Annotated in this window: 26 protein-coding genes; 9 read left to right on the forward strand and 17 right to left on the reverse strand. The window is 68.7% G+C overall.

Translation table 11 applies throughout. From position 1 onward, the window contains the following. From cobO to ACXRVZ_RS03005, 6 genes are all read left to right on the forward strand, one after another. The gene (cobO, locus tag ACXRVZ_RS02980; protein ID WP_457422564.1) at window positions 1-570 is read left to right on the forward strand and encodes a cob(I)yrinic acid a,c-diamide adenosyltransferase; all 570 of its coding nucleotides are present in this window, start codon (window positions 1-3) and stop codon (window positions 568-570) included. Then, complete coding sequence (locus ACXRVZ_RS02985; RefSeq protein WP_457422566.1) at window positions 567-899, forward strand: DUF1636 family protein; 333 nt, start codon at window positions 567-569, stop codon at window positions 897-899. Before cobO ends, ACXRVZ_RS02985 begins: the two co-directional genes overlap by 4 nt. A 715-nt stretch (window positions 900-1,614) precedes the next feature. Then, window positions 1,615-2,541, forward strand: a complete 927-nt coding sequence (cbiB, locus tag ACXRVZ_RS02990) for an adenosylcobinamide-phosphate synthase CbiB (protein ID WP_458232178.1) — start codon at window positions 1,615-1,617, stop codon at window positions 2,539-2,541. Further along, window positions 2,538-3,527 carry an aminotransferase class I/II-fold pyridoxal phosphate-dependent enzyme gene (locus tag ACXRVZ_RS02995; protein ID WP_457422570.1) on the forward strand — a complete coding sequence of 330 codons (990 nt, stop codon included), beginning with the start codon at window positions 2,538-2,540 and terminating at the stop codon, window positions 3,525-3,527. The genes cbiB and ACXRVZ_RS02995 overlap by 4 nt, the downstream gene beginning before the upstream one ends. Next, window positions 3,524-4,969, forward strand: coding sequence for a cobyric acid synthase (locus ACXRVZ_RS03000; RefSeq protein WP_457422572.1), 1,446 nt, complete (start codon window positions 3,524-3,526; stop codon window positions 4,967-4,969). Before ACXRVZ_RS02995 ends, ACXRVZ_RS03000 begins: the two co-directional genes overlap by 4 nt. A 12-nt stretch (window positions 4,970-4,981) precedes the next feature. Beyond that, window positions 4,982-6,007, forward strand: a complete 1,026-nt coding sequence (locus ACXRVZ_RS03005) for a S1/P1 nuclease (RefSeq protein ID WP_457422574.1) — start codon at window positions 4,982-4,984, stop codon at window positions 6,005-6,007. A gap of 23 nt (window positions 6,008-6,030) precedes the next feature. On the opposite strand, the gene ACXRVZ_RS03010 is transcribed toward ACXRVZ_RS03005, so the two are convergent. The 6 genes from ACXRVZ_RS03010 to hisF all read right to left on the reverse strand — a co-directional run bounded on the left by ACXRVZ_RS03010 (window position 6,031) and on the right by hisF (window position 11,415). After that, window positions 6,031-6,579, reverse strand: a complete 549-nt coding sequence (locus tag ACXRVZ_RS03010) for a hypothetical protein (RefSeq protein ID WP_457422576.1) — start codon at window positions 6,577-6,579, stop codon at window positions 6,031-6,033. A 70-nt stretch (window positions 6,580-6,649) separates the two neighbouring features. After that, window positions 6,650-6,898 (reverse strand): YfhL family 4Fe-4S dicluster ferredoxin, encoded by a 249-nt coding sequence (locus ACXRVZ_RS03015; protein ID WP_457422578.1) that lies wholly within the window; start codon window positions 6,896-6,898, stop codon window positions 6,650-6,652. A 2-nt stretch (window positions 6,899-6,900) separates the two neighbouring features. Beyond that, window positions 6,901-7,398 (reverse strand): pantetheine-phosphate adenylyltransferase, encoded by a 498-nt coding sequence (coaD, locus tag ACXRVZ_RS03020; protein WP_457422580.1) that lies wholly within the window; start codon window positions 7,396-7,398, stop codon window positions 6,901-6,903. Next, window positions 7,395-7,943, reverse strand: a complete 549-nt coding sequence (gene rsmD / locus ACXRVZ_RS03025; RefSeq protein ID WP_457422582.1) for a 16S rRNA (guanine(966)-N(2))-methyltransferase RsmD — start codon at window positions 7,941-7,943, stop codon at window positions 7,395-7,397. Before rsmD ends, coaD begins: the two co-directional genes overlap by 4 nt. Further along, window positions 7,940-10,657 carry a hypothetical protein gene (locus ACXRVZ_RS03030; RefSeq protein WP_457422584.1) on the reverse strand — a complete coding sequence of 906 codons (2,718 nt, stop codon included), beginning with the start codon at window positions 10,655-10,657 and terminating at the stop codon, window positions 7,940-7,942. Before ACXRVZ_RS03030 ends, rsmD begins: the two co-directional genes overlap by 4 nt. After that, window positions 10,654-11,415: an imidazole glycerol phosphate synthase subunit HisF gene (gene hisF, locus ACXRVZ_RS03035; RefSeq protein WP_457422586.1), complete on the reverse strand. Its 762-nt coding sequence runs from the start codon at window positions 11,413-11,415 to the stop codon at window positions 10,654-10,656. The genes ACXRVZ_RS03030 and hisF overlap by 4 nt, the downstream gene beginning before the upstream one ends. A 121-nt stretch (window positions 11,416-11,536) precedes the next feature. On the opposite strand from hisF, the gene ACXRVZ_RS03040 reads away from it, so the two are divergent. After that, window positions 11,537-12,121 (forward strand): CHRD domain-containing protein, encoded by a 585-nt coding sequence (locus tag ACXRVZ_RS03040; protein ID WP_457422588.1) that lies wholly within the window; start codon window positions 11,537-11,539, stop codon window positions 12,119-12,121. Between the two features lie 7 nt (window positions 12,122-12,128). Here the strand turns inward: ACXRVZ_RS03040 and hisA are convergent, their stop codons facing one another. The 6 genes from hisA to ACXRVZ_RS03070 all read right to left on the reverse strand — a co-directional run bounded on the left by hisA (window position 12,129) and on the right by ACXRVZ_RS03070 (window position 15,915). Beyond that, a complete protein-coding gene (gene hisA / locus ACXRVZ_RS03045; RefSeq protein ID WP_457422590.1) occupies window positions 12,129-12,878 on the reverse strand; it encodes a 1-(5-phosphoribosyl)-5-[(5-phosphoribosylamino)methylideneamino]imidazole-4-carboxamide isomerase in 750 nt (249 codons plus the stop codon). 63 nt (window positions 12,879-12,941) lie between these two features. After that, window positions 12,942-13,589 carry an imidazole glycerol phosphate synthase subunit HisH gene (hisH, locus tag ACXRVZ_RS03050; protein ID WP_457422592.1) on the reverse strand — a complete coding sequence of 216 codons (648 nt, stop codon included), beginning with the start codon at window positions 13,587-13,589 and terminating at the stop codon, window positions 12,942-12,944. Between the two features lies 1 nt (window position 13,590). Next, complete coding sequence (hisB, locus tag ACXRVZ_RS03055; protein ID WP_457422594.1) at window positions 13,591-14,205, reverse strand: imidazoleglycerol-phosphate dehydratase HisB; 615 nt, start codon at window positions 14,203-14,205, stop codon at window positions 13,591-13,593. Then, window positions 14,193-15,275, reverse strand: coding sequence for a histidinol-phosphate transaminase (gene hisC, locus ACXRVZ_RS03060; RefSeq protein WP_457422596.1), 1,083 nt, complete (start codon window positions 15,273-15,275; stop codon window positions 14,193-14,195). Before hisC ends, hisB begins: the two co-directional genes overlap by 13 nt. After that, window positions 15,272-15,700, reverse strand: coding sequence for a PIN domain-containing protein (locus ACXRVZ_RS03065; protein ID WP_457422598.1), 429 nt, complete (start codon window positions 15,698-15,700; stop codon window positions 15,272-15,274). Before ACXRVZ_RS03065 ends, hisC begins: the two co-directional genes overlap by 4 nt. Continuing rightward, on the reverse strand, window positions 15,697-15,915 hold the full coding sequence (locus tag ACXRVZ_RS03070; protein WP_457422600.1) for a CopG family transcriptional regulator: 219 nt from the start codon (window positions 15,913-15,915) through the stop codon (window positions 15,697-15,699). The genes ACXRVZ_RS03065 and ACXRVZ_RS03070 overlap by 4 nt, the downstream gene beginning before the upstream one ends. A 118-nt stretch (window positions 15,916-16,033) precedes the next feature. On the opposite strand from ACXRVZ_RS03070, the gene ACXRVZ_RS03075 reads away from it, so the two are divergent. Then, a complete protein-coding gene (locus ACXRVZ_RS03075) occupies window positions 16,034-16,372 on the forward strand; it encodes a hypothetical protein (RefSeq protein ID WP_457422602.1) in 339 nt (112 codons plus the stop codon). 30 nt (window positions 16,373-16,402) lie between these two features. Continuing rightward, window positions 16,403-17,716 (forward strand): GNAT family N-acetyltransferase, encoded by a 1,314-nt coding sequence (locus tag ACXRVZ_RS03080; RefSeq protein WP_457422604.1) that lies wholly within the window; start codon window positions 16,403-16,405, stop codon window positions 17,714-17,716. Between the two features lie 3 nt (window positions 17,717-17,719). Here ACXRVZ_RS03080 and hisD read toward each other — a convergent pair whose 3' ends face one another. From hisD to ACXRVZ_RS03105, 5 genes are all read right to left on the reverse strand, one after another. Continuing rightward, window positions 17,720-19,024: a histidinol dehydrogenase gene (hisD, locus tag ACXRVZ_RS03085; RefSeq protein ID WP_457422606.1), complete on the reverse strand. Its 1,305-nt coding sequence runs from the start codon at window positions 19,022-19,024 to the stop codon at window positions 17,720-17,722. Beyond that, complete coding sequence (hisG, locus tag ACXRVZ_RS03090) at window positions 19,021-19,680, reverse strand: ATP phosphoribosyltransferase (RefSeq protein WP_457422608.1); 660 nt, start codon at window positions 19,678-19,680, stop codon at window positions 19,021-19,023. Before hisG ends, hisD begins: the two co-directional genes overlap by 4 nt. Continuing rightward, on the reverse strand, window positions 19,677-19,919 hold the full coding sequence (locus ACXRVZ_RS03095) for a BolA family protein (protein ID WP_457422610.1): 243 nt from the start codon (window positions 19,917-19,919) through the stop codon (window positions 19,677-19,679). The genes hisG and ACXRVZ_RS03095 overlap by 4 nt, the downstream gene beginning before the upstream one ends. A gap of 148 nt (window positions 19,920-20,067) precedes the next feature. Beyond that, complete coding sequence (locus ACXRVZ_RS03100; protein WP_457422612.1) at window positions 20,068-20,823, reverse strand: ABC transporter permease; 756 nt, start codon at window positions 20,821-20,823, stop codon at window positions 20,068-20,070. Next, window positions 20,820-21,740, reverse strand: a complete 921-nt coding sequence (locus tag ACXRVZ_RS03105) for an ABC transporter ATP-binding protein (protein ID WP_458232179.1) — start codon at window positions 21,738-21,740, stop codon at window positions 20,820-20,822. The genes ACXRVZ_RS03100 and ACXRVZ_RS03105 overlap by 4 nt, the downstream gene beginning before the upstream one ends.

Consider the following 21,740-nt stretch of genomic DNA (forward strand, 5'->3'; position numbering starts at 1 on the left):
ATGGAAATCGAACAACCGCCGGTCAACCGCGAGCGAGTCATCCCGACCGCCGAGCGCCGCGGCCTCGTGCTCGTGCACACCGGCGACGGCAAGGGCAAGAGCACGGCCGCCTTCGGCCTGGCGCTGCGTGCGCATGGGCGCGGCAAGCCGGTGCTGATCTACCAGTTCATGAAGGTGCCTAGCGCCCGCTTCGGCGAGCACCGCGTCTTCGAGCAGCTGGGCGTGCCCATCATCGGCCTGGGCGATGGCTTCTCGTGGAAGAGCAAGGACCTGGAGCACTCCGCCGAGCTGGCTCGCGAGGGCTGGGCACGCGCCGACGCGACAATCCGCAGCGGCGACCATTTCCTCGTTGTGCTGGACGAGATCATGTATCCGCTGCGCTATGGCTGGGTGGCCCTGGAGCCGGTGCTGGCATGCCTGCGTGAGCGGCCGGCGCATGTGCATGTCGTGCTGACGGGTCGGGGCGCGCCGGCCGAGCTGATCGAGCTGGCGGACACGGTGACGGAGATGACGCTGGTGAAGCATCACTACAAGGCCGGCGTGCCGGCGCAGCGGGGCATCGAGGATTGAGCGCCCTCGTCATCTGCATCACCTGCGCCGACGGCCAGGGGCAGGCGCTGCTGGAAGCCGTCGAGAACGAGGCCCTGGCGCGCGACTGGCCTCTGCCCATTCGCGGCCAGGCCTGCATGGCGGCCTGCAAGCAAAGCTGCACGGCGGCGCTTCAGGGCGCGGGCAAACACAGCTACCTGTTCGGGCAACTGGCACCGGATGCAGCCAGCGTCGACGCACTGCTGGACGTGGCCACCCAGCATGCCGAGCCCGGTGACGGCCTGCTGGCCTGGAGCCGCCGGCCCGCCTGCCTCAAGACCGGCCTGCTGGCCCGGCTGCCACCGCTGTGATGAGCTTTGCGTCCCCTGTGCTGGCTGTTGTGATCTTTGGTGCGACGACGTCATCGGCCAGGCCCAGCCGGGATTTCGCCCCGGCAGGCGACCTACTTTTTGCGCCGCCAAAAAGTAGGCAAAAAGCTCTCCCCTGCGAAACCGCCCCTGTCGGGGTGCCCTGCGTGCCATGCCGCTTGCATGCGGCATGGCGTTCGTCAGGCGTCGCACAGCACGCAGGTGCTGTGCTCGGTCCTGCCTCACTGCATCGAAACCCGGGGCCAAACCCAACTCACTTCGCTACGCTGCGTTCAAACAAAGGGGTGCGAAGTCAGAGCTTGAGGCTCGCTGCGCTCGCGCCCCGGGCTTCTGCGCTTCTCGGCGGTTTAGAAGGGGAGGTTCCCAAACAGCCAACAGCCAAGCCCGAAAACCGGGCGGTGGATGTATTTCTGTATGCGCCCTTTAGCCTCGCCGAGGAACGGAAAGGCTTGAGGCCGTGCGCGAAGCGCACTTCAAGAACTGACTCCGCACGGTTGTCTGAGCAGAGCGTAGCGGCGCGAGTTCCGGGCGGGGCCTCAAGGCTTGAGTACCGCAGGGCACCCGAAGCGCAGCGAAGGGCGGGGCGGTCGGGGGGAGCTCTTTGGTTACTTTCTGGCGGACCAGAAAGTGACTCGCCCGCCGGGGCGAACTCCCGGCACGGCACTCGGCAGAAAGCAAGCGCAACGAAGGCGCCGCCATGCTGATGGCCCTCCTGCTCCCCCTGGCCATGCTCATCGCCCTGCTCATCGACCGAGCCTTCGGCGAGCCCCCAACCTGGGCGCATCCGGTCGTCGGCATGGGCCGCTACCTCAGCCTGTTAAAGCTCACCCAACTGCCCCCGGCATTGAGCTTCATCGCCGGCGCCCTCGCCTGGCTCATCGGCGCTGCGGCAGTCGGCTTCATCGCGCTGTGGCTGTCCGGCTGGGCACTGCTGGCACTCCAGCCCTCAACGTCGCTGCTGCGGCTGCTGGCAACAGCCCTGCTGCTCGGCCTGCTTCTCAAGCCCCTGCTCGCCTGGCGCATGCTGGCCGACGAAGCCATGGCCGTGGAGACGGCCTTGAACGAATCGCTGGCCGCCGGCCGCGCAAGGCTCTCGCGGCTCGTCAGCCGCGACACCTCGGCGCTGACCGAGACCGAAGTGCGCGAAGCCGCCATCGAGACACTGGCCGAGAACCTGAACGACTCGGTCATCGCGCCGCTGTTCTGGTTCGCGCTGCTGGGCCTGCCGGGCGCAGCGATCTACCGCTTTGCGAACACGGCCGATGCGATGTGGGGCTACCGGGACGAGCGCGAGTGGAGCGGCAAATGGGCGGCGCGGGCGGATGACGTGCTGTCCTGGCTGCCTGCGCGGCTGACGGCGCTGATGCTGCTGCCGCCGTCGCTGCTGACCGTGGCACGCGAGGCCCGCCGCACGCCGTCGCCCAACAGCGGCTGGCCCATGGCCGCGATGGCGCTGCGGCTGGGCGTGCGTTTGAGCAAACCTGGTGTCTACTCGCTGCACGCCAGCGGGCAACCTGCGGCGGCTGGCGCGCTGCAGGCGGCGTGCACGGTGGCCCGACATGCCGTCGTGGCCGGCACCGTGTTGATCGCCGCGCTGGCCTGGGTGCTGAGGATGGCGCCATGAACTATTTGCAAGCCGAACACGGCGGCCCCGACGGCGGCCCGACGGCCGCGCACGACTTCTCGACCAACGCCAGCCCGCTAGGCCCGCCGCCGGCGCTGATGAACGCCGTGCAGCAGGCCGACCGCCAGGCCTACCCCGACCCGCAGTACGGCGCGCTGCGCCGGCGCCTGGGCGAGGCCCACGCGAGCGATCACGAACTGCTGCTGCCCACGGCCGGCGGCGCCGAGGGCATTCGCCGCCTCACGCTGGCCGCGCTGCTGGCCGGCCATCGCGAGGTCTGGGTGCCGCAGCCGGGCTTTGGCGACTACGCCGCTGCGGCCCAGGCACTCGGGCTGGCCGTGAGGCCCTATGCCGACCCGGCCGACATCCGCCCCGAGGCGCCAGCGCTGATCTGGATCTGCGAACCCTGCAACCCGACCGGCGCGAGCGTGGCGGCCTGGCCCGAGCTCGGCGACCACCTCGTGGTGGTGGACCGCGCCTACGAGCCGCTGCGCCTGCTGGGCGGCGTGCCCGCGCTGCCGCCCCGGGCCTGGCAGCTGTTCTGCCCCAACAAGGCCCTCGGCCTGACCGGCGTGCGCGCCGGCTATCTCATCGCCCCGGCGGCCGACGCCGTCTGGACGCATGCGCAAGCCCTGGCACCCAGCTGGGTGCTGTCGGCCGAAGGCGTGGCTCTGCTGTCGCACTGGCACGACGACGCGACCGCCGCCTGGCTGGCCGACGCCCGCGCCCAGCTGCGCGAATGGACGGCCCAACAGCGCGCAATGCTGGCCGCGCTGGACTGGCAGCAGCGGCCCAGCTGCACCAACTTCTGGCTGGCCCGCCCGCCGCGACATGACATAGACACGCGGCTGCACGAGTGGGGCATTCGCCTGCGCGACGCCGCCTCGTTCGGCCTGCCCGGCTGGGTGCGCGTGTCCGCCCAGCCACCGGGCGCGCAGCAGGCGCTGCAGCTGGCCCTGCTTGAAATCGAAAGCGAGGACGCATGAGCCATCAAGGCAAGGCCGTCATGGTGCTGGGCACCACCAGCGGCGCCGGCAAGAGCTGGCTGGCCACGGCGCTGTGCCGCTGGTATGCCCGCCAGGGGCTCAAGGTCGCGCCGTTCAAGGCGCAGAACATGAGCAACAACGCGCGCGTGGTGCCAGGTCTGAATGGCGGCATGGGCGAGATCGGCAGCGCCCAGTACTTCCAGGCCCTGGCCGCACGCCGCGTGCCCGAGGTGCGCATGAACCCCGTGCTGCTCAAGCCCGAGGCCGACACGCAGAGCCAGGTCGTCGTGCTGGGCGAAGTGGACGCCGCCCTGTCCCGCATGCCCTGGCGCGAGCGCAGCGCGCTGCTCAAGCCGCGTGCGCGCGCAGCGCTGCTGGAGCTGATGGGCGAGAACGACGTCGTCGTCATCGAGGGCGCTGGCTCGCCGGCCGAGATCAACCTCGCACCCAGCGACTACGTGAACCTGGGTACCGCACGCGACGCCAACGCCGCCTGCCTGCTCGTCACCGACATCGACCGCGGCGGCGCCTTCGCCCACCTCTACGGCACGCATCAACTGATGCCGGCCGACGTGCGTGCTCAGGTCAAGGGCTTCGTGCTGAACCGCTTTCGCGGCGACGCCGGCTTGCTGGCGCCCGGCCCCGAGCAATTGCAGGCGCTGACCGGCGTGCCCACCATCGCCACGCTGCCAATGTGGCGCGGCCACGGCCTGCCGGAAGAGGACGGTGTGTTTGACAGCGCCGCCACCGGCGAGGGCCTGCACATCGCCGTCGTCGCCTACCCGCGCCTGTCCAACCTGGACGAGTTCCAGCCGCTGCGCCAGCTGCCTGGTGTGCGCCTGTCGTGGGCACGCGAGCCCAGAGATCTAGCCGGCGCGGACTGGATCATCCTGCCCGGCAGCAAGTCCACCGCCGCCGACCTGGCCTGGCTGCGCGCGCAGAAGCTCGATCTGGCCATCAACAGCCACCGCGGCCGCGTGCTGGGCATCTGCGGCGGGCTGCAGATGTTGGGCGAGGCGCTGATCGACACGCATGGCGTGGATGGCAACGCGCCCGGCCTGGGCCTGCTGCCGCTGGTGACCGTCTTCGAGACCGAGAAGCTGCTGCGCAGCACCGCCCTGCACTTCGGCGCGACGGACGGACCCTGGGGCGCGCTGGCCGGCGTGCAGGCCGAGGGCTACGAGATCCGCCACGGCCGCACTCAGCCCCACCCGGGCCTGCCACCGCCTCAGGTGGCGCTGCGCAACGCGGCGGGCGAGGCCATCGGCTGGCAGGCCGGACGTGTGCTGGGCGTCTACGCCCACGGCCTGTTCGAGCAGCCGGCCGTGCTGCAGGCGCTGTTCGGCCAGACGGGTCGGCCGCTGGACGCCGTGTTCGACGGCCTCGCGGACTTCATTGACCTGCACTTCCAGCCGGGCAGACTAGCGGGCCTGATTGCCTGAGAACACAAGCCCATGCGCCGCCTGCTTGCCACCGCCCTGATCGCAATTCCTTTTGCCGCCCAGGCCTGGGGCCCGGACGGCCACCAGACCGTGGCGACCATCGCCGCCGGCCTGATCAAGGGCACACCCACCGAGGCCCGTGTGGCGGCGCTGCTGGGCGACATCCCGCTGCCGCTGGCCTCGATTTGGGCCGACTGCGTGAAGGGCATCTCGCCGAAGGACGGCTACACCTACCCGGCGCCCGGCAAATACGCCGAGTGCGCGCCTCTGGAAACGCCGGCCCGCATCGCCGAGATGGCCGACTACGTGAAGCGCAACGACAAGCAGTGCCGCATCGGCATGGACGAGGACAGCTGCCACCGCCAGACGCACTACGCCGACATCGCCTTGCAGCGCAGCCGCTATCTGCTGGGCTTCGCCGGCACGCGCAGCGACGACGTGACGGGCGCGCTGCGCCAGGCCATCCTCGTGCTGCAGGGCAAGCCGGCGCCTGGCCAGCCGCAGTTCAGGAGCCGGCGCGAGGCCCTGCTGGTGCTGACCCACCTGGTGGGCGACCTGCACCAGCCCTTGCACGTGGGCGCGGTCTATCTCAACGCACAGGGCCAGCGCGTGGACCCAGACAAGACCGGGCTGGACGAGCACAGCTTCACCGTCGGCGGCAACAGCCTCTGGGTGGTGACCCCGCCGACCGGCCCCGCCGCGGCAGGCTCGGGCCCGCTGAAGCTGCACACGCTGTGGGACAGCGTGCCCGACAAGCTCAAGCCCTCACGCGTCAACGCCGCCTGGCTGGCCGAGGCGCGCAAGGTCCACATGAACCCGGGCGACCCGGCCGACTGGCCGGCCCGCTGGGCCACACAGTCGCTGGAGCAGGCGGGGCTGGCGTTCCAGGGCCTGAAGTTCTCGGCCAGGCAGGGGTCGCACTGGGCGGTGAGCCTGCCGAGTGGCTACAGCGCAAGGGCGGATGCGATCAAGCGACAGCAGTTAACGGCGGCGGGGGCGGGGCTAGCGTTTGTGTTGAGAACTGTGTTGCCGAACTAGGAGCCTGTCGAGCTCTCGCCAGCTCATTGCTCGTCCTCCTCTCGCAAAGGCGAGTGCGACCAGGAGAAGAACTCCAGCAGCGCGGCAGCGTCGGCATCGAACTCCTGCCGGTAGTGATGCTGATGGGCAAAGGAAATTCCCGCATCGCCTTCACTGAAGCCAAGCGCATCCAGCTCCGCCGAGAACTTGTCGAGCGGGCCATAGGCAAAGAGTTGGTTATGACGATCCCAGACGACGGTGGCAGCTTCGGTCGCCGAGTGCGCCCAGACGTCAAACCGCGCATCCGAGGACAGGTAGTTGCCGAACCTTGCCATGAATGCATGGAACTGTTCTGGCGAGACTTCGGCGCTCTGGTAGCGCCCTGCCTCAGCTTCTCCTCGCGGCGTGTGCAAAACGTAGAGCAGCCGGTATGGCGGCTCAAGGCACAGCACCAGCCTCTCGAACGGCGTCGGGTCTCCGCCAGGAACGCCGGCCAGTATTCGAGTCCCCTGGCCCGAAGGCTTGAGGCTGTACACCGGAAGATGGGAGTGCGGCTGCCAGCCATCAGCGACCGCATGCGACAACTTATGCATCTTGGGACTCTTGGGATCTGCGGCGCAACCCTCGTCAGCGCCTGGCCGCCGCCGAGTAACGTGACGAGTGTTAAGCGGCCGTCAGGCGCTGGTACTTCTGCAGCAGCGTGTCACGGCTCTCGATGTGAGCCGGGTTGATGGGGATGCAGGCGACGGGGCAGAGCATCACGCACTGCGGCTCGTCGAAGTGGCCGACGCACTCGGTGCACTTGCTCGGCTCGATCTTGTAGAACTCCTCGCCCATGGAGATCGCGTTGTTCGGGCAGGCGGGTTCGCAGACATCGCAGTTGATGCACTCATCCGTAATCATCAAAGCCATGGTCAGCCCTCCTTGAACTTGTCGTTCAAGCGCGCCAGCACGCCGGGCGATACGAACTCGGCCACCTCGCCGCCCAGCGTCGCGATCTCGCGCACGAAGGTGCTGGACGTGTACTGGTGATGCTCGCCGGGCGTCAGGAAGATGGTCTCGACCTCGGGCATGAGCTTGCGGTTCATGCCGGCCATCTGGAATTCGTATTCGAAGTCGCCCCCCGTGCGCAGGCCGCGCACGACGACGCGGCCGGCGTGGGTGCGCACGAAGTCGCGCAGCAGACCGTCGAAGGCGCAGACCTCGACATTGCCCAGCGGTGCCGCCGCCTCCTGAACCATGGCCAGCCGCTCGTCGAGAGGGAACAGCGTCTTCTTGTGATGGCCCACGGCCACCGCCACCACCAGGCGCTCGAACATGCCGGCCGCGCGGCGCATCAGGTCTTCGTGGCCGAGGGTGATCGGATCGAAGGTGCCCGGGTAGATGGCCGTGATGATGGTGCGCGTGGTCATGAAGCCGGATTGTCCTCGTGACGCAGGAGTTGGTAATGCACCGCGCCGGCACGGCCCTGGCGCCAGGTGGTGAATCCGGCCGGCGGGGCGATCTCACGCGGGGACTCGACGTAGATCACGCCACCTTGCGTCAGCAGCGGCACGGCGGCGGCCAGCGCGCGGTCGAACAGGTCGTCCGCGAACGGCGGGTCGAGAAAGATCAGATCAAAACGGTCCGCGCTGGCCGTCATCCAGTTCAGCGCATTGGCCCGGAGGATGGTGATGGCCGTGGCCTGCAAGCGCTTCTGGCTGGCCCGCAGCCCGTCCACCAGCACCGCCTCGCGCTCGACCATCACGACGGCATCCGCCCCGCGCGACGCGGCCTCGAAGCCCAGCGCGCCGCTACCGGCAAACGCATCCAGCACGCGCCAGCCGTTCAGCGTCTGGCCCAGCCAGTTGAAGAGGGTTTCGCGGATGCGGTCGCCCGTGGGCCGCAGGCCTGGCAGGTCGGGCACGGGCAGCTTGGAACGCTTCCACTGGCCACCAATGATGCGGACTTCGCTCATCTCACCACCCCATCGCAGTCCCGGGCCAGCGCCACTTCGATGCGGCGACGCAGGGCGGGCGTGGCCTCGTTCGACCAATCCGAAAGCCCAGAGTCGTCGCTGCGACTGAGCACGTTGTCCTTGCTGCAGCGTCGCAGCGCCAGGATAGGGCCCCAGTCCTCGGCCGGCAGCCAGCCACGTAGCGAGGACAGTGCCTCGTCGGTCAGCGAGCTTGCGTACGCGGGCAAGGCCAGCAACCAGGCCATGCGCCGTCGCCTGGCCTCCAGCGGCTGTCCGGCGTCGGCACTCAGGGCCAGCACGGCCTCATTCAGCCAGGGCGCGAAAAGGCCGGCGCGCCGCTGGGCCGACAGCGCCTCCCGATCCAATGTCGCAAAGGCGACGAGAAAACGCTGCTTATCGTCCGCCCAGTGCACGTCAACGAAGTGAGCGATCGGGACCGGCACACGCGGACCGGCCGCGTGAGGGTCTTCGGGAACCAGATCGAAGACATCACCCGTCTTGTCCGGGTCGATCAGGGACCGCCAGGCGTCGTTCAGCACCGCCCCCTCCTGCACTGCTTCGAAGACCGGCTTGTCGGCCTGCCAGCTCAGCAAATAGGCGCCGGGGCCGCGCCGGCCATTGGCTTCGTTCTCGGTACCCAGCCAGAAGCGATCGCCACGCGGCGCCAGTTCCACCTCGAGCAGTTGGGTGACGAAAGAGAAGCCCTGCAACTCGGCAAAGCGCTGCGAGGCTTCGTCCCAGCGCTCGAGGTTCAAGGTCTGCTCGATGCTGCCGCGCGCCATATGGGTGGCAAAGCCGTCGAAGAATGATTCGTCCGACCAGCTGCCGCCGGTGACGATCGCCGAAGTCCTCAGCCATTGGCATTGAGGCTGCCGCGGCGCGGTCACCGGCTGCAGCCAGCCGAGCTTTTCCTGGTCGTACACCCAGGATCGCGTCGCAAGCGTCAGCTGGGCCAGGGCGAGGCGCAGCCCCGGCGACACCACGGCCGTGCAATCCAAAGGCTCCGTCACCAGCCGCAGTGCGACTAGATCGGCGGGCGTCCTGTGCGGCGTCGAAGCCGTAACGCTCGGGCCGCTCGACCCTGTAGAAGCGGTGGCCACTTTTGTCGGCTCGGGTCGCAGGGCGAGGCCTTCGGCAAGCGCCCAGCGCACCAGGTCGGCATCGCTCCAACCAGAACCATCGGACATCAGGCCGGCGCGCAGGCGGCGCGGCGTGACATTCGGCGAACGCGGCAGCAGCCAGCGCGCCAGCGACACGTCGCCCGCGCTCCAGCCGGTCATGCGGTCCGCAAGACGGCTCCGCGGTGGGTCCACCCACAGGCGTGACAGCAGGGCCGGCAGCAACTCCCCCGCCAGATCCGGTGCATGCCGCTGCAGGGCTGCCCAGAGGATGTCGTAGTCCTGGGGCTGCAGGCTCTGGACGAAGATCGGCAAGGCCTCCTGCAGCGCGTCATCGGCAGCGGCCCAGGCGATGAAGTCGGGCAGGAAGGCCGGCGGCAGCTCACTCATCCTGTAGTGGAGCCGCCAATTGGGATCGCCCCAGAGTTCGCGTCGGCGTTGTGCAGGCAGAGCACGCAGACGCTCGACCAGAGGCGCCCAGCGAACCTGCCAGGCCTGCACTTCGGCCGCCGGTGCCCCTGCCCGCTGCGCACGTTCCCGTAAGCCACTGCCCGCGACCAGGTTCAGGCTGTTCATGACGATGTCGATCGCCGGCGCGGCGAGCACATAGGCCCGCCAGTCGTCCGGAGGCATGCCACGCAACTCGCTGGCACGTTCGCGCGACACATAACCCCACACCTGGCCGAGGTCGGCGCCGCGGGGCGGATCGAGCAGCAGCCGGGGCAGCGCCGCCATCGGCAGGGAGCGCGCCACGTCGGCCGAGAAGCGCACGTCGGACCAGGGTGCGCGCAGGCCTGCGCCCAGCAGTGCGCGCACCTCGGCCTCGCTGCCAGCACGCTCCAGCGCCCAGGGGAGGACGGGCTTCAGCAGGCGTACGTCCAGCTGGCGCCAGCGCTGCAGGGTCCAGACTTCAGGCACCCGGGGCTCGCTCGCCCGCAGCGGGTAGTCGAGGGCCACGCGGCCCGCGCGCCCGGCCAGCAGGCGGTCCACCACGGTGGCGTCGCGAGCGCGTAGGGCTGTCGCGAGAAGCGGCGACTGCTGAGCCACGGCTTTGGGCACGTCGAGCTTCAGCCGCAGCAGGGCCCGGGTATGCGCGTCCGTCACCGCGCCGGCCCACAGGCGCTTGCCGAGCTCTTCAGCGGGCAATTGCCGGTAGGCGGGGTGGCGCAACAGCTTGCGCACCCAGGGCCAACGCTGCATGCGCACGGCCACGCCCAGGGCGTCCAGCCAGCCCTCGCCTTGGATGGTCTGAAGCGGATCGGCGCCATGGTCCAGCAGCCACTGGGTGACGTCGCCGAACCCCGCCCTGAGACTGTGGTGCAGCATCGTGCCGTTCCAGCGATAGCGGTCCAGCCGGGCTCCCCGCGCCAGCTGTTCGGCCAGCGTCTCGATCAGGTCGTCATGGTCCCGGGCTTCGGCTGCCGGTGTGTCCGGCTCGCCGGCCTCGACGACTCGCGGCACCGCACCGTCCAGCGCAAAAAAAGCGTCCATGGCCGCCTTGGTGGCGAGAACGGCTTCGTCGGCATTCCGCTTGGCTGGCACCGCCTGCGCCAGCAGCGGCAGCGCCAGCAACGCCGAGGCCAGCCAGCCCCTCACTGCCGCACCGGGATGCCACGCGCCGCCATCAGCGCCTTGGCTTCACCCACCGTGTGCTCACCAAAGTGGAAGATGCTGGCGGCCAGCACTGCGTCGGCGCCGCCGAGGGTGATGCCGTCGGCCAGATGGTCCAGCGAGCCGACGCCGCCCGAGGCGATGACGGGCACCGGCACGGCGTCCGACACCGCGCGCGTCAGCGCCAAGTCGAAACCGCTCTTGGTGCCGTCGCGGTCCATGCTGGTCAGCAGGATCTCGCCGGCGCCGAACTCGGCCATCTTGCGAGCCCATTCGACCGCATCCAGGCCCACGTTCTTGCGGCCGCCATGCGTGTAGACGTCCCAACCCGAGCCGTCCGCGCGGCGCTTGGCATCGATCGCTACGACGATGCACTGGGCGCCGTACTTGTCGCTGGCGGCGCGGATCAGCTCGGGGTCGGCAACCGCCGCCGAATTGAACGACACCTTGTCGGCGCCCGCGTTCAGCAGCCGCCGCACATCGGCCACAGCGCGCACGCCGCCGCCCACCGTCAGCGGGATGAAGACCTTGGACGCGACCGCTTCGATGATGTGCAGGATGAGGTCGCGGCCGTCGCTGGTGGCGGTGATGTCGAGGAAAGTCAGCTCGTCGGCGCCCTGCTCGTTGTAGCGGGCGGCTATGTCCACCGGGTCGCCGGCGTCACGCAGGCCGACGAAGTTGACGCCCTTGACCACGCGGCCGGCGGTGACGTCAAGGCAGGGAATGATTCGTTTGGCGAGCATGAGAGGGGGACGGGAATCGAACCCGGATTATTCCTTTGCTGATTAGGGCTTCGCAGCGGCGCAGGAACAACGCTCAATCGCGGCTGCCTGACCCACAACCTGCCACCCAACGGAGACGACGATGAGATTGCTTGCTTCCACCCTGCTCGCCGCAGCCCTCGCCCTGTGCGCCACCGGCGCCTCGGCTCATTCCACGGTCTTCACGGGCACCTTCGCGCCCGAAGCGGTGGGCGCCACCGGCTCGGGCACGCTGAGCCTGGAGTACGACGACGATGGCCACACGCTGCTGATCAACGCCACCTGGGCGGGCCTGTCGGGCACGACCAACAACGCACACATCCATTGCTGCACCGCAGCCGCCAAGGCAGGCACCGCCGGCGTGGCCCTGGCGCAGGGCGGGCTGCTGCCGAACTTCCCGCTCGGTGTGTCCTCGGGTACCTACGTCAAGATCATCGACCTGACGCAGACCAACCAGTACGGCGGCACCTTCCTGACCGCCAGCGGCGGCACGGCTGCGCTGGCCGAAGCCCGCCTGATCGCAAACCTGACCTCGGGCAACGCCTACTTCAACATCCACACGACGACGTTCGGTGGCGGCGAGATCCGCACCTTCGTCACCGCCGTGCCGGAGCCCGAAACCTACGCGCTGATGCTGGGCGGCCTGGGCGTGGTTGCCTGGGTGGCGCGCCGCCGCCGCAACAGCTGAACAGGCCTCAACCGGCCGCTGCCATGAGTTCGTCCGCCCGCACCTGGGCGGCCGAGAAGTCCAGCGCGCCGGTGTAGATGGAGCGGCCGCAGATGACGCCTTCGACGCCGTCGCCGAACACGGCGCACAAGCGCTCGATGTCGGCGATGTCCGAGAGGCCGCCCGAGGCGATGACGGGGATGGTCAGCGCCTGGGCCAGCTTGACGGTGGCCTCGATGTTGATGCCCGTCAGCATGCCGTCGCGGCCGATGTCGGTGTAGATGACGCCTTCGACGCCGTAGTCCTGGAACTTCAGCGCCAGGTCGACGACCTCGTGGCCAGTCAGCTTGCTCCAGCCGTCGGTGGCGACCTTGCCGTCCTTGGCATCCAGGCCGACGATGATGTGGCCGCCGAAGGCCGTGCAGGCGTCTCTCAGGAAGCCGGGGTTCTTGACCGCAGCCGTGCCGATGATGACGTAGCTGAGGCCGTCGTCCAGGTAGCGCTCGATGGTGTCGAGGTCGCGGATGCCGCCACCGAGCTGGATCGGGATCTCGTCGCCGATCTCCTTGATGATGGCCTTGATGGCGGGCTCGTTGACCGGCTTGCCCGCGAAGGCGCCGTTCAAGTCCACTAGGTGCAGGCGCCGCGCGCCGGCATCGAGCCAGCGTCGCGCCATCGCGGCGGGGTCTTCGCCGAAGGTGGTGGAGTCGTTCATGTCGCCTTGCTTGAGGCGGACACAGCGACCATCTTTCAGGTCAATCGCAGGGATCAGCAGCATGGCTGGGGACTGAAGGGGCTGGAGGAGGAAGGCGGGCGAAAAGTGCGGATCGGCGGGAACCGATCAGGGTTTCCAGTGCAGGAAATTGCGATAGAGGGCGAGGCCCAGCGCGGCACTTTTCTCGGGGTGGAATTGGGTCGCAAAAATGTTATCCCGGGCCACTGCGCAGGTAAAGCGAGCGCCGTAATCGGTCTCGCCGGCGCTGTGTTCCTGCAACGCCGTGGTCGCGTAGAAGCTGTGCACGAAGTAGAACCAGCTGTCGTCCGGAATGCCGGCCCAGACCGGGTGCGCACGCGGCTGGTGCACGCGGTTCCAGCCCATCTGCGGCACCTTGAAGCGGCTGCCGTCTTCCTGCAGCCGGCCTTCGAGGCGAAAGCGCTGCACGCGGCCGGGGATGAGCCCCAGACCCGGCGTGTCCTGCTCCTCGCTGTGGTCCAGCAGCATCTGCATGCCGACGCACACGCCCAGCAGCGGCTTGGTGGCAGCGGCTTCGAGCACGGCCTCCTTGACGCCGGAGTCGGCCAGCTCGCGCATGCAGTCGCGCATGGCGCCCTGGCCCGGCAGCACGACGCGCTCGGCAGCGCGCACCACGTCGGGGTCGCAGGTGATGGCGACATCAAAGCCCTGGCCTTCGGCGGCATGGATGACAGCCTGCGACACGGAGCGCAGATTGCCCATGCCGTAGTCGACGACGGCGACGGTTCGGGTCATGTCAGAGCGAGCCTTTGGTCGACGGGATCACGCCAGCGGACCGCGGGTCCTGCGCGGCCGCCATGCGCAGCGCGCGCCCGAAAGCCTTGAACATCGTCTCGGCCTGGTGATGGGCGTTGTGGCCCTTCAGGTTGTCGATGTGGACGGTGGCCAGCGCATGGTTGACGAAGCCCTGGAAGAACTCGAAGGTCAGCTGCGTGTCGAAGGCGCCGATGCTGCCGGCCGTGAACTTCACGTCCATGTGCAGGCCCGGGCGGCCGGACAGGTCGATGACAACGCGAGACAGCGCCTCGTCCAGCGGCACGTAGCTGTGGCCGTAGCGCGTCAGACCGGCCTTGTCGCCCACGGCCTTGGCCACGGCCAGGCCCAGCGTGATGCCGACGTCTTCCACCGTGTGGTGACCGTCGATGTGCAGGTCACCCTCGCAGTGCACGTCCAGGTCGATGAGGCCGTGGCGGGCGATCTGGTCGAGCATGTGGTCGAAGAAACCGATGCCGGTCTGCAGCTTGGACTGGCCCGTGCCGTCGAGGTTGATGCGCACCGTGATGCGCGTCTCGCGGGTGTTGCGGGTGACTTCGGCCGTCCGCGGAGGCTGGGGGGGTGCTAGTTCAGACATGCTTCGAGCGCTTGGAGCAGCAGGGTGTTTTCGTCGGGCGTCCCGACAGTGAGGCGCACACAGTTCGCGAGCAGCGGATGCAGGGCGGAGACGTTCTTGATAAGCACGCCGCGTGCCTTCAGTGCCGCGAAGGTGGCAGCGGCGTCCTGCACCCTGGCCAGGATCATATTGCCCTGGCTGGGCCAGGGCGTGATGCCGGGCATGGCTTGCAGCGCCGCATAGAGGCGCTCGCGCTGCTGGCGCAGCTCGGCGGCCTGAGCGGCATAGACGTCGGCGTGTTCCAGCGCGAAGAAGGCCGCTTCGGCGTTCAGCACGCTGATGTTGTAGGGCGGGCGCAGCTTTTCGATCTGGCCGACCAGCTCGGCCGCACCCAGCAGATAGCCGATGCGCACGCCGGCCAGGCCGAACTTGCTCATGGTGCGCATGACCAGCACATTGGGCTGGCGGGCCATCAGCGCGAGGCTGTCGGCGCTGGCAAAAGGTTGGTAGGCCTCGTCCATGACGACCAGGCCGGGCGCCGCTTTGGCGATGCGCTCGATGACGGCGGCGTCCCACAGCGTGGCGGTGGGGTTGTTGGGATAGGCCAGGTAGATCAGCGCGGGCTGATGCTCGGCAATGGCGGCCAGCATCGCGGGCTCGTCCAGCTCGAAGTCGTTGGCGCGAAGCGGCACGCCCACGAAGTTGAGCTGCTGCTGGCGGGCCAGCGCCTCGTACATGACGAAGCCGGGCACGGGGGCCAGCACCGTGGCGCCGGGCCTGGCGATGGCGATGGTCAGCAGGCCGATGAGTTCGTCGGAACCATTGCCCAGCGTCACGCCCACGTCGTCACCCACACCGGCATGGCGAGCCAGCGCGCGGGCCAGTTGGGCTGTCCGCTCCGCCGGGTAGCGGTTCAGCGCGACGGCACCCAGGCGCGCGCCCAGGGCCTGCTGCAGCTCGGGCGGCAGGCGGTAGGGGTTCTCCATCGCGTCCAGCTTGAGCAGGCCGTGGCTGGGTTGCACGACGTAGGCATGGGCCGCAAGCACGTCAGGGCGGATTTGGGCGAGGGCTTTGTCGAGAGCTTCAGTCATGGGGCAATGACGAGGGGGTTGAGGACTTGCACGCTGTCGAACTGGGCTTCGTGCGGCAGGGCCAGGCTGAGCAGGCGGGTGCAGCCCTGCGCCTTGGCGCTGGCCACCACCAGGGCGTCGGCAAACGGCAGGCCGAAGCGGCTTTCCAGCGACCAGGCGGATTCGACCGTAGCCTGGTCAAGACCCCAGGGTCGCCAGTGCTGGTAGCGGCGCACCTCGGCGCGCGCGTCGCCCTGCGGCATGGCGGGGCTGACCTGGCGCGTGGCAAGCAGGTAGAAGTCGTTCAGCACCTGCACCGACACGCGGCCGGTTCGGCTGGCCCACAGCTCGCGCAGCCAGGCCAGCACCTGCTCTCGCTCGGCCGGGCGGGCGCCGTCTTCGCTGAAGAGCAGCACGGAGGTGTCGACGAAGACCGCGTCGCTCACAGGATGTCTCGACCGGGGTACGGCTCGCCGTCCGACGACCACGACCGCTCACGGTGCAGCCAGTCCTGCAGCGCGCGCTCGTAGGCGTCGTCGTGCTGCATCTTCTCGGCGAGCAACTCGCCGAGCAGCCGCGAGACGCTGGTGTTGCGCCGCGCCGCCTCCAGCCGCGCCCACTCGGCCACGGCGTCGTCCATCGAGACGGTGACGTTCTTCATGGCCTGAAGAGTACACGAAGTTCGTGTTGCACGAACTTCGTGTGACGTTAACCCTAGGGTCTATACCAAAGCTTTGGCTTGTCCATGGGAGTCTGCGGCGGCAGCAGCGGGTTGCCTGTTGCTCGCGCTCAACGCACGTCATCGTCCACACCACGTCCAGCCGGCGGCGGCTGCCCAGTTCCTGCAGCGCGCGGTTCTGCGGGATCAGCTCGGACGTGGGCTCCAGCGTGACCGGCATGCCGGCCGCTTCCAGCGCCTGGCCCAGCAGCACGGCGGCGTAGCTGCGCTCCAGCTCGGCCTTGGCCGACACATGCGGGATGCGCAGCAGGCGCAGCGCGGCGTGGGCCATGAGCGGCGCGGCGGCGGTGGACAGCAGCAGTTCGCGACGACGCAGGGGCATCGCGCCAGCGTAGCCCAAGCGTCCGCCGCGTTTCAATCGCCACATCGGCTGCGTTAGGCTTTGCGGCCCGCCCCCACCAGCTCGTCAATGCCCATCTCGCCCTTCGCCAAGAAGCCCTTGCAGGCCACCGTCGCCAAACTCAAGCACACCGGCCGCGCGCTCGGCCGGCTCAAGCCGCAACCGGTCAACCCCATGCAGGCGCTGCAGGACATCAAGGCCAGGCGCGTCGCGCGTCGCACCTCGTCGGGGCTGCAGCTGGTGCTGGCCGACCGCATTGACTTCGTCAACCCGGCGCACTGGGACGCGCTGGCGGCGCAGACCGTCTTCCTGTCGCGCGACTACCTGCGTGTGCTGGAGGCGCATGCGCCGGCCAACGTGGAGCCGCGCTACGCGATGGCCTATGCGGATGGCGAGCCGATGGCGGCCTTGCTGCTGCAACGCGTGAGCGTGGGTAGCGCGCAGTTGCGCAAGCCGGGCGCCAAGCGGCTGGTGGACTTGTCCGTGGCGGGGCTCAAGGAGCACTTGCTGGTCTGCGGCAATCTGCTCGTCTGGGGTCCACGGGCCATGGCGCTGGCGCCGCATGCCGACGCAGACCAGCTGTGGCACGCCGTCTGCGAAGCGATCTATCGGCTGCGCCGTGCAGACAAGCTGGACGGCCAGTCCGACGTCGCATTGATCAAGGACCTTGGCATGGCGGAGCAAGACGTGCCGCCCGCGCTGCGCCTGCTGGGCTACCGCAGCGTGGAGACCGAGCCCGACATGGTGCTGGCGCTGCGGCCGGAGTGGCGCAGCTGGGACGACTACCTGGCCAGCATGACCTCCGGCTACCGCAGCGCGGCCAAGAAGTTGTTGAAGGACTGCGCGGCCGGCAGTTTGACGCTGCGCCTCGCAACGGCCGAGGAGATGGTGGCGCGCGCCGACGAACTGCACGGCCTGTACGGCCAGGTCCACCAGGGCCAGGGGCTGCGGCTGGCGACGCTCACGCCCGGCTATCTGCCGGCCATGGCCGCGGCGCTGGGCGCGCGCTTTCGCTGCCGCGTTGCCGAGCATGCAGACGGCCGCTGGCTGGGCTTCGTGACCAGCGTGCACGACGGCGACACGACCTTGGGCTACTACATCGGTTACGACCGCGCCGCCAATGCCGAGGCGCCCATCTATCTGACGCTGCTGCAATCCACCGTGCAGGACGCCCTCGCCTTCGGCTCCACGCGGCTGAGCCTGGGCCGCACGGCGCTGGAGCCCAAGGCCAAGATGGGCTGCAAGCCCGAGCCGCTGAGCTGCGCGGTACGGCACCGCGTGTCGGCGCTGAACTGGATCACCACCGCGTTGACCCGCACGGCCGAACACGACGAGCCGCCGGAGCGCAGCCCGTTCAAGGCCGCGCCCGTGGACGCGGCCTGAGAGTCACTTCAAGCGGAGTTCTGCGGCGCGCGCGTGGGCCTGCAAGCCTTCGCCGTGCGCCAGCTCGCTGGCGATGCGGCCCAGGCTCTGCGCACCCGCTTCGCTGACCTCGATGAGGCTGCTGCGCTTCTGGAAGTCGTAGACGCCCAGCGGCGACGAGAAGCGCGCCGTGCTGGCCGTGGGCAGCACGTGGTTGGGCCCGGCGCAGTAGTCGCCGAGAGACTCGCTCGTGTACGCGCCCATGAAGATGGCGCCCGCATGGCGCAGCAGCGGCTCCCAGCGCTGCGGCTGCTCGGCGCTGATCTCCAGATGTTCGGGGGCGATGGCGTTGCTGATCTCGCAGGCTTCTTCCATCGAGCGCGTCAGGATCAGCGCGCCGCGGCCTTCCAGTGAGGCGCGGATGACGGCCTCGCGCGGCAGCGACGGCAGCAGACGTTCCATGCTGGCGCGCACGGCGTCCAGATAGGCGGCATCGGGGCTGAGCAGGATGCTCTGCGCCATTTCGTCGTGCTCGGCCTGGCTGAAGAGGTCCATCGCCACCCAGTCCGGCGGCGTCGTACCGTCGGCGATGACGAGGATCTCGCTCGGGCCGGCAATCATGTCGATGCCGACCTGGCCGAACACATGCTTCTTGGCCGAGGCCACGTAGGCATTGCCCGGGCCGGTGATCTTGTCGACGCGCGGGATGGTGGCCGTGCCGTAGGCCAGCGCGGCCACGGCTTGCGCACCGCCGACGGTGAACACGCGATGCACGCCAGCAACCGCCGCGGCGGCCAGCACCAGCGAATTGCGCGTGCCGTCGGGCGTGGGCACGACCATGATGATTTCCTGCACGCCGGCGACGTGGGCAGGAATCGCGTTCATCAGCACGCTGCTCGGATAGGCCGCCTTGCCGCCGGGCACATAGATGCCCACCCGGTCCAGCGGCGTGACCTTTTGGCCGAGCAGGTTGCCGTCTTCGTCGCGGTAGCTCCAGCTCAGGCCGCAGGCTTCGAGCTGGCGTTGGTGATAGGCCCGCACGCGCTGGGCGGCGGCTTCCAGCGCGCTGCGCTGGGCAGGCGTGATCGACGACAGCGCGGCTTGCAACTCGGCCTGACCAATCTCCAGCGCGCCAACGCTGTCGACGCTCATGCGGTCGAAGCGCGCGGTGTACTCAAGCACCGCCGCGTCGCCACGCTTTTGCACATCGGCCAGGATCTCAGCCACGCGGCCCTCGATGGCCGCATCCGTCTCCGCCGACCAATGGCGCAGGCGTTCGAACTCGGTGTCGAAGTCGGCGGCGGCGGTCGAGAGTTGGCGGAGCTTCATGGCTGGATAGCGGAGGCGAAGGCGTCGATGAGGGGGCGGAGCAGGTCACGCTTCAACTTGAGCGCGGCCTGGTTGACGACGAGGCGGGACGAGATGTCCATGATCTGCTCGACCTCGACCAGCTTGTTCGCGCGCAGCGTGCCGCCGGTGGAGACCAAGTCGACGATGGCCTCGGCCAGGCCCGTCAGCGGCGCCAGCTCCATGGAGCCGTAGAGCTTGATGAGGTCGACGTGCACGCCCTTGTCGGCGAAGTGCTGGCGAGCGATCTCGGTGTATTTGGTGGCGACGCGGATGCGCGAGCCCTGCTTGATGGCGGCGGCGTAGTCGAAGTCGGCGCGCACGGCCACGCTCATGCGGCAGCGGGCAATCTTCAGGTCCAGCGGTTGGTAGAGGCCGTGCGAGCCGCCTTGCGCCAGCGCCTGCTCGTGCAGCACATCGCGGCCGGCCACGCCGAGGTCGGCGCCGCCGTATTGGACATAGGTCGGCACGTCGCTGGCGCGCACCAGCACGACGCGCACGCCGTCGCGGTTGGTCGGCAGGATGAGCTTGCGCGAGGTCTCGGGGTCTTCCAGCACCTCGATGCCGGCGGCGCGCAGCAGCGGCAGCGTCTCTTCGAAGATGCGGCCCTTGGAGAGCGCCAGGGTCAAGCCACTCATTTCGCGCTCCATTCTTCAGGGCTCAGGGTCTTCATCGACAGGGCATGGATCTGCTCGCGCATGCGCTCGCCCAGGGCGGCGTAGACGCGCTGGTGGCGCTTGATGCGCGAGAGGCCCAGAAACTCGTCCGACACGATGGTCGCGAAGAAATGGCGGCCGTCGCCCTCGACTTCGAGATGCGCGCAGGGCAGGCCTGCGGCGATGAAGTCGCGCACTTCTTGCGGGGTCGGGTCGGCCATCACGGTCCTCGGTGGAAACCCCTGAGTTTAGAGGCTCACCCCGTTCGCCTGCTTCGTGACTTACCAAGCGGCCACCGTGGAACCGGCTTTGCCGGGCCACCAGTGGCGCCCCCTTGAGGGGGCCGGCGTAAGCCGGTAGGGGGTGGTCTCAGGACCTGATCTTGTAGCCGCTCTTCAGGAGCGATAAAGCGAGCCCCGCCGCGACCGCGAAGCTGATGCCGACGACTCCCAGGCTGATCCACGGCGACACGTCGCTGACGCCGAAGAAGCCGCGCCGGAAGCCGTCGATCATGTAGAAGAACGGGTTCAGGTGGCTGATGCCCAGCCAGAAGCTAGGCAGCGAGTGCACCGAGTAGAAGACGCCGGAGAGGAACGTCATCGGCATGATGATGAAGTTCTGGAAGGCTGCGAGTTGGTCGAACTTCTCGGCCCACAGGCCTGCGATCAGGCCCAGCGTGCCCATCAGGCCGGCGCCCAGCACGGTAAAGGCCAGCACCCACAGCAGGTTGTCCAGCCCAGGCGGCGCGAACCAGACGGTGACCGCCAGCACGCCCGCACCCACCGCCAGCCCGCGCACGACGGCCGCGCCGACATAGGCGACGAACCACGCGGCCGGCGACAGCGGCGTCAGCAGCAGGAAGACGAGGTTGCCGGTGATCTTGCTCTGGATGAGGCTGGACGAGCTGTTGGCGAAGGCGTTCTGCAACACGCTCATCATCACAAGGCCGGGGATCAGGAACTGCGTATAGCCGACGCTGTCGTAGACCTTGACGTGGTTCTCGAGCGTGTGGCCGAAGACGAGCAGGTACATCACCGCCGTCAGCACCGGCGCGCAGACGGTCTGGAAGGCGACCTTCCAGAAGCGCAGCACTTCCTTCTTGAAGAGAGTCGAGGCGCCGTTCATGCGTGTTCTCCCTGCATGATTTCGAGGAACACGTCCTCAAGGTCGGCGCGGCCGATCTCCAGGTCTTCGATGGGGCAGCCGACCTGGCGCAGCTCGGCCAGCGTGGACTCCACTTCACCCGCGTCATGCGCCGTCACCTGCACGATGCGCCCGGTCACCCGGGCTCGCGCCGCAATGTCGGGCGGCAGCGCCGCGTCCGTCTTGAAGCGCAGCATCGTCGACGCCGTGCCCGCCAGCAGCTGCGACGTGCGATCCAGCGCGACGATGCGGCCGGCCTTCAGCATGCCGATGCGCTGGCACAGGGCCTCCGCTTCTTCCAGGTAATGCGTCGTCAGCAGCACCGTGTGGCCTTCCTTGTTGAGGCGGGCGATGAACTGCCACAGCGTCTGGCGCAGTTCCACGTCGACCCCGGCGGTGGGCTCGTCCAGCACGATGACCGGCGGGCGGTGCACCAGGGCCTGCGCCACCAGCACACGGCGCTTCATGCCGCCCGAGAGCTGGCGCATGTTGGCGTCGGCCTTGTCGGTGAGTCCGAGGTTGTGCAGCAGCTCGTCGATCCAGTCGTCGTTGCCGTGCACGCCGAAATAGCCGCTCTGGATGCGCAGCGATTCGCGCACGCTGAAGAAGGGGTCGAACACCAGTTCCTGCGGCACCACGCCCAGCGCCTTGCGAGCGGCGGCGTAGTCGTCGACGACGTCGTGGCCCATCACGCGCACGCGGCCTTCGGTCGCCTTGGTCAGGCCGGCCAGCACGCTGATCAGCGTCGTCTTGCCCGCGCCGTTGGGGCCCAGCAGGCCGAAGAACTCGCCGCAGTGGATGTCGAACGACACGCCATCCAGCGCCTTCACCTGCCCTCCCCGGTATGTTTTCTTGACGTTCTCGAAGGAGATGGCGGGCGGAGAGCTCTGGTTAGGCAT

It is taken from the genome of Roseateles sp. P5_E8 (assembly GCF_054177665.1).